The following is a 6,045-nucleotide window of genomic DNA, read 5'->3' as shown; positions in this document are numbered from 1 at the left end:
CGGGTGAACAAGGCGGCGGATCTCCTCTGGACTAGATTACCCGCTTCAATTCACCGATAGAACGTGCATCGGATCGAGGAGCGTCAAGGAGCAACCTGCGGCGGCGGTGCAAGCCAGAACGCCTCGCCGCAAAACCCGCGGATTCCCTTCCGGAGGCAGTTGCACGCCTGGATTGGTTATCTTAAGCGCGGTTTCAGCAGGCGCCCGGAGGTCTTCCGAGCCGCTGACAAACTTAACCGCGTCGACGACTACTTGCGAGGTCTTCTCGTTGCGCGCCAACGTGAGGAAGAACTCGGCGCTGCCTTCCTTGAATACGACAGACGGCAGTTTCGTTGTGCGTAAGTCGCTCAGCTTGCCGGTGATCTCGACGGAGGATGCGGAGATCGAGTTTGCCGTTCCGGGCGATAAGTGTTCGAGGCGTTCGCGTACTTTGGAAATCTCGTCGGCGTCCGCTCCGGCTTGCCCAAGTAATCGGTTCAACGCGCAACGGTACATATCAATCGCGAGCTTTTTGTTGTTCTGCTTTTCGTATAACTCGGCTAGATGGTCCGCGACTTCGCCATTCTGCATCGTGCTCCACGCCGCAGTCAAGTAGCCTTTTGCCTCGCTAAGTTTCCCCATCCTGAAGTACACCCAGCCGAGAGTATCCCAGTCAGCCGCCAGATCCCGGGGATTCTGAAGGTCCTCGGGTTGCAGGTTTGCTAAGTTAATCTTGACCGACGCGGCGCTTGCCTGGGCCACAGCTTTCCTCGCGTAGTCCAGCGCGACGTCCAGGCCCTGATTTGCTTCGGCGAGTTCATAGGCGATACGGTTCAGCAGGATCGCAGTCGGAAGCTGTTCGGCTACCTTCTTATACCGCGTGATCGCTTCTTCAGTTTGACCGCTGCGAAGGCACGAGGTAGCTAATTGATACTGGATCGGCGCGTCAGGATCGATAAGCAAGGCCGCTTCAAACGCGGATCTTGCCTCGGAGTATCGTTTCAGCGCAAACATCGCCTCGCCGGTCCCGCGCGGTCCATCGGCGTCATCGGGAACGGCTTTGCTTAACTGCTGCCAGACGGCCAGCGCCTCCTCAGGTTTCTTCATCTGCAGGAGGGTGAAACCCTCTGCCTTGTAACTTACGGCGATCTTCGGATCGAGAGCGATTGCTTTCTTGTACGCATCCAGCGCCTGATCGGAGCGGCCCATTGACTTATGGATTTCGCCTAGCCAGAGCCAAGCCCGAACAAACTTCGGGTCCGCCTCTACGGCGCGCTTGACAGCTGCAAGCTGACCCTGATAGTCCTGCTTGTCGTACTTCGCCCTTGCATCGTCATAATCGCGATTCGCTTCGGAAATATCGCTGAACGGCAGTTCCCAAATCTCATTCTGATAAGAATCATGCGCCGAGGTCGAGACCAAACGGATCTTGGAGTTATAGTCGTCAAGGATCGCCTGGCTGAATTTCTTATACTTCTCGAAATCGGAGTCGGCCACTTCGCGAAGCTTCAAGGTGAGCTGACGCCGCGTGGTCAATATGTGGTCCTTGTAAAAGACCGCGCGATGATAGTCCGCGAAACTTTCATGAAGATCTAACTCCCGGATAGGTACCGCCGCCCTATAGCCTTTCGGGATTTCAACATACGACTCGTATCGAAGCTCCGTACTCTCGCCGAGCCAAATAGGTGTGGAAGGTTTAGGGTCTTTTTCCGAAAACACCTTCAAACCAATCACGGGGAGAGGTGCGGGAATATGGAGATCGGTCATATCGACAAGATCTTTGCGCAAGTAAGTGTACTTAAACCCGATCGGTTCATCCGTCTTGTCCAGCGAAGTAACAGTGACGTTGCTGACTTCGCCGGCGAAACCGGTGGCGTAAGAAATCGCCTGCACCGCGTCTTTCCACTTCGGCTGGGGAATGCGCCGGAAAACCGACCTCATAACCACTTCGGTGTCCCCGCCCTGCTCGGTCTGCTCAATCGTGCCGGTTAGCGTCCCCTTATCATCCAATTTCGAGTCGATACGGAAACTCTCTATCGCTTTTGCCGTTTTCGCCGGCGTAAGTATCAGAGACGGCTCCTTGTCCGTGTATACAAGCAGGGCGTTCTTCCCGCGCAGCCCGCTTAACAGGTAAGAGAACGGCGCGACTTCCGGCGTCGTATCCAGCCACGTCAGAGTATCGCCTGATTGAACCGCGGTGATGACATGGTCGAACTGCGCTGGGGAAGGTACTTCCGGAGTCAGGGTATGCGAGGAACTGATCAAAGCCGGATAACTCCGGATGTTGACCGCGGCCAACATAGCAGCTAATAGGGTGTGTTTATCCTTGCAATCGCCGTACTGATTACTCAACACCTCCGCCGCGGGGTGGGGTTGATAGCGCCCGATGCCAAAATCGACGCCGATATAGTGGATCTGGTTACTGACGTAATTGTAGAGCGCTTTCGCCTTGGCTTTGTCATCCGACAGACCCTTAGTAAGTTCCACCGCTTTGGCGGTTACTTCGGGTCCCGGTTTGACCCGTTCCTCTTGTAAGTTGCCGTACCAGCGACCGACTTCCGCCCAGCTTTGGAAGCTCGACAACTGGATGCGCGGTTGCGGGACAAGTCCCTGGGCCGCCGCGTACACCAGCTTTTCCTGTTCCAACTGCTCCTGTTCCTTCGTTTTGTGCGCGAGATGAGAACTCGTCCACAAGAAGATGCGGCGATCTCCCGATTCGGAGATAGCAGGTTTGATTTCGGGACTAGTCCACTTGACTGGCCGGCTGGCGGGAACGCTCACCTTTAACGATTCGTTCAGAATGATGGGGTCCGTTGCGAATTCGTACGTAAGCCAGAACTGCCCCGGAATCAAGGGATGGATCGTATGCCATCGCTCCTCGAACTCAAGCACGTCCCCGACGGCCAAGCCCTTGACGGCCACGTGCTTCTCGTGAGCGTCGCTGTATTGAGGCGCCTGTTGCGTCACCTGAGAGGGAAGATCCTGAATGCTGTCCGGAGGCGTCACCACGACGGAGTTGTCAGGCTTACGCACGCGTACATAATCGATGTCGAAGCTTTCGCTCAGCGCCTGATAGGGGAAAGTGAGCACGGCGTATTGCTGGACTCCGGCATCGGATTGAATCCGAATTCGCGCCTGGCCCGAATGCGTGCTTGTGCCGTCGTTCTCGAACACGAACTCTTCTGACAACTGCTCAAGGACGAAGGCTTCTTGCGAATAATCCGGTTTGGAAGGGACCGGCTGACCGGGTGTCTGGGGATACGCGTTCAGGGAATAAAGGATTGCGGCGAGCGCGCCTAGCCAATGACGGTTCATAAGCAAACGGATTGTACAGTATCTCACTTTCCCTGGCGACGGCAGGGCTTTCCGCCCTGAAATGCCGCGCGCAAAAAACCGTTTGACAGATACCGTCGTGTAGGGAGATAATCAGGATTCAATCAGATGATTGAAACACGTGATCGAATTCTCGATGCCGCTGAGCGGCTCTTCGCCGAGCGGGGCTACGCAGCCACCAGTCTGCGCAGCATTATGGCCGAGGCCGGCGTCAACGTGGCCGCGATCCACTATCATTTCCATTCGAAAGAAAGCCTGCTCGAAGCCATCCTGTTGCGCCGTCTCGATCCCGCCAACCGGGAACGTCTAAGCGCTCTGGAGGATTACGAGGCGAGCGTCGTCGACGGTCGACTGGAAGTCGACCGTATCCTTGAAGCCTTTCTCTATCCCACATTCCGGATGGCTGCCGATCCGGCGTCGGGAGGCTACACGTTTATCGCTCTGCTGGGCCGCCTTCAGGCGGAGAGCGATCTTCTTCCGAACATCGTGTTTAGCCGGCTGGGTCCGGTTCTACTTCGCTTTGCCGACGCGTTAGGCCGGGCGCTTCCCGATCTACCGCCGAGTGAACTTTTTCTGCGCGCGCGCCTGGCAATGGGCGCGGCCGCTCAGGTTCTTCGCGACGCTCCTCACATTCACAGCCTGACTCAGAACGGCGCCGGAAACGGAAGCCTACCGCATTGGGAGTCATTGATGGAGCGCATCATCCCTTTCTTGAGCGCCGGGTTCCGGGTGCCGCACCATGGCGGCGCTGAACTGGGCTTCCTCCCCGAGATCACTCAATTCCAGCCAGCGGCTTTACCGCTACAGGAGAACAGATGAAACGACCACGTTGCTTGATATTAAGTCTGATCGTTTATGCGTCGCTGACCGCCTTGTGCGTTCAGGCGGCGGAAACGGACGCGGATACGGCTGTTGATCCGCGGCCCAGCGCGTACCTTTACGCAAGTGCCGGCGCGTCGGCTGCCGCCGCGGACGAGATTTCCGCGCGCGGTCCGCTCAAGTTGACCTTGAGACGCGCGGTCCAAATGGCGACGTCGCCGGAAGGTAGCGTTCGGGTGCAGATCCAGAACGAGAATGTGAAGCAGGCGAGGATGCGCGCTTTGGAAGTCGAGGCGGGATTCTTTCCCGATATCGAATCCTATGTGAGCATTCAATCGACCGTGCGCAGTCTGGCCGCCCAAGGATTGACCGACGTGCGCCTCGGCGTTACCCCGGCGCTGGAGTCGAACCCGCTTTACCCGCTATTTGGACCGCTCATCGGAGGAATCCAAATCCCCAGCCGGTCGGGTCCCTTCCACGTTCTCGACGCCCGCGGCACGGCCACTCAGAATCTGTTCGATTACAGCTTGATCAAGCGCTTCAAATCCGCTCGCGCTACGACACGCGGGACCAAGCAGGACCTCAATACGGTCGACGACCAGGTCACTTCGCAAGTCGCGCGCGCTTATCTGTCCGCGCTCCGAGCCGATGCCGACGAAGAGGCGGTCGAGGCGGACCTGAATCTTTCGCAGGCCGAACTGACGCAGTCGCAACATCAGAAAGAGGCCGGTTCCGGCACCGGCATTGACGTAACGCGTAGTGAGGTGCAGGTGGCCAACGACAAGCAGCGCTTGCTGGTTGCCAAGAATCAGCAGAGCATCTCGCATATTCAGCTGCTGCGGACCATGAGCCTGCATCCGACGACGCCGATCGAACTGGTCGACAGATTGGAATACCACCCGGTCGATACGCTGACGCCGGAGGACGCAGTGGCTCAGGCTCTGGCCAATCGGCCGGACCTCAAGGCGCAACTCGAGCGGGAAGACGCTTCGAAATTAACCGCGCAAGCCGTCAAATACGAGCGCCTGCCGACAGTGGTTGCGCAGTTCGATTACGGTACCGTGGGCCCTCCGGATATTCTGTTGCTGCCGACGCGCGATTACTACGGCCAGGTGCGGATTCCGATCTTCGATGGCGGACGCCGGGATGCGCGACGCACGGAAGCCTATTCGCAGCTGAAACAGGAACAACTGCGGACGACCGATCTGCGCGACCAGATCGAGCAGGATGTGTGGACCGCGATAGACAGCTTGAAATCCGCGGATGAACAGGTCAAGGTGGCTGAAGAGGGCTTTCATCTTGCCGAGCGCCAACTCGAACAGGCCCGGCGGCGTTTCAACGCGGGAGTTGCAGGAAGCCTCGAAGTGTCCGATGCGTCCGACAAGCTGGTGCGGGCGCGGGATAACCGGATCCAAGCGATCTACAACCACAATGTGGCGCGTTTTGACCTGGGCCAAGCGCTAGGCAAGACGGCATCCATGATTCCATAGCCGCCGTTCATAGCACCGGAGAGGCAAAGACAAAAAATATGAAACGCTTACTCATTCTTCTATTAGTGGTGGCTGTGGCCGGCGGCGCATACGCGATCTACCGCAACTACAACAGCGCGCCGTCCGATAAGATTCGCGTGTCGGGAAACATCGAGCTGGAAGAAGTCAATATCGCGTTTAAGACTTCGGGCAAGCTGATCGAGCGCACGGTCGATGAAGGCGACAACGTGACGAAAGGCGAGGTCATTGCGCGACTGGATAAAGATCAGCTGCTGCGGCAGCGCGATCGCGAAGTTGCCACGCTGGCTGAAGATGAGGCGCAGTTGGCGCAATCGCGCACTTCGCTCGAGATGCAAACCGAGTCAACGTCGGCGGATCTCGATAGCCGGAAAGCCGACCTTACCAGCTACCAATCCAAATTGGA

The 6,045-nt window shown here is 57.5% G+C and carries 3 protein-coding genes and 1 pseudogene; 3 read left to right on the top strand and 1 reads right to left on the bottom strand.

The annotated features are described in order from the left end of the window. Positions 1-45: 45 nt before the first annotated feature. Complete coding sequence (locus tag H1Y01_RS17160) at positions 46-3,294, bottom strand: DUF3857 domain-containing protein (RefSeq protein ID WP_180541730.1); 3,249 nt, start codon at positions 3,292-3,294, stop codon at positions 46-48. A 126-nt stretch (positions 3,295-3,420) separates the two neighbouring features. Between H1Y01_RS17160 and H1Y01_RS17155 the strand changes: the two genes are divergently transcribed. The 3 genes and pseudogenes from H1Y01_RS17155 to H1Y01_RS17145 all read left to right on the top strand — a co-directional run. Next, positions 3,421-4,131 carry a TetR/AcrR family transcriptional regulator gene (locus tag H1Y01_RS17155; protein ID WP_180541729.1) on the top strand — a complete coding sequence of 237 codons (711 nt, stop codon included), beginning with the start codon at positions 3,421-3,423 and terminating at the stop codon, positions 4,129-4,131. 14 nt (positions 4,132-4,145) lie between these two features. After that, positions 4,146-5,621 (top strand): TolC family protein, encoded by a 1,476-nt coding sequence (locus H1Y01_RS17150; RefSeq protein ID WP_180541728.1) that lies wholly within the window; start codon positions 4,146-4,148, stop codon positions 5,619-5,621. A gap of 38 nt (positions 5,622-5,659) precedes the next feature. Beyond that, positions 5,660-6,045 (top strand): annotated as a pseudogene (locus tag H1Y01_RS17145) (biotin/lipoyl-binding protein); the annotation flags it as partial.

Origin of the sequence: Nevskia soli (assembly GCF_903970205.1) — a bacterium.
Lineage (GTDB): Bacteria > Acidobacteriota > Terriglobia > Bryobacterales > Bryobacteraceae > Bog-113.
Note: the sequence above shows the minus strand (reverse complement) of the source record. Positions and strands in the feature narration are given on the sequence as shown.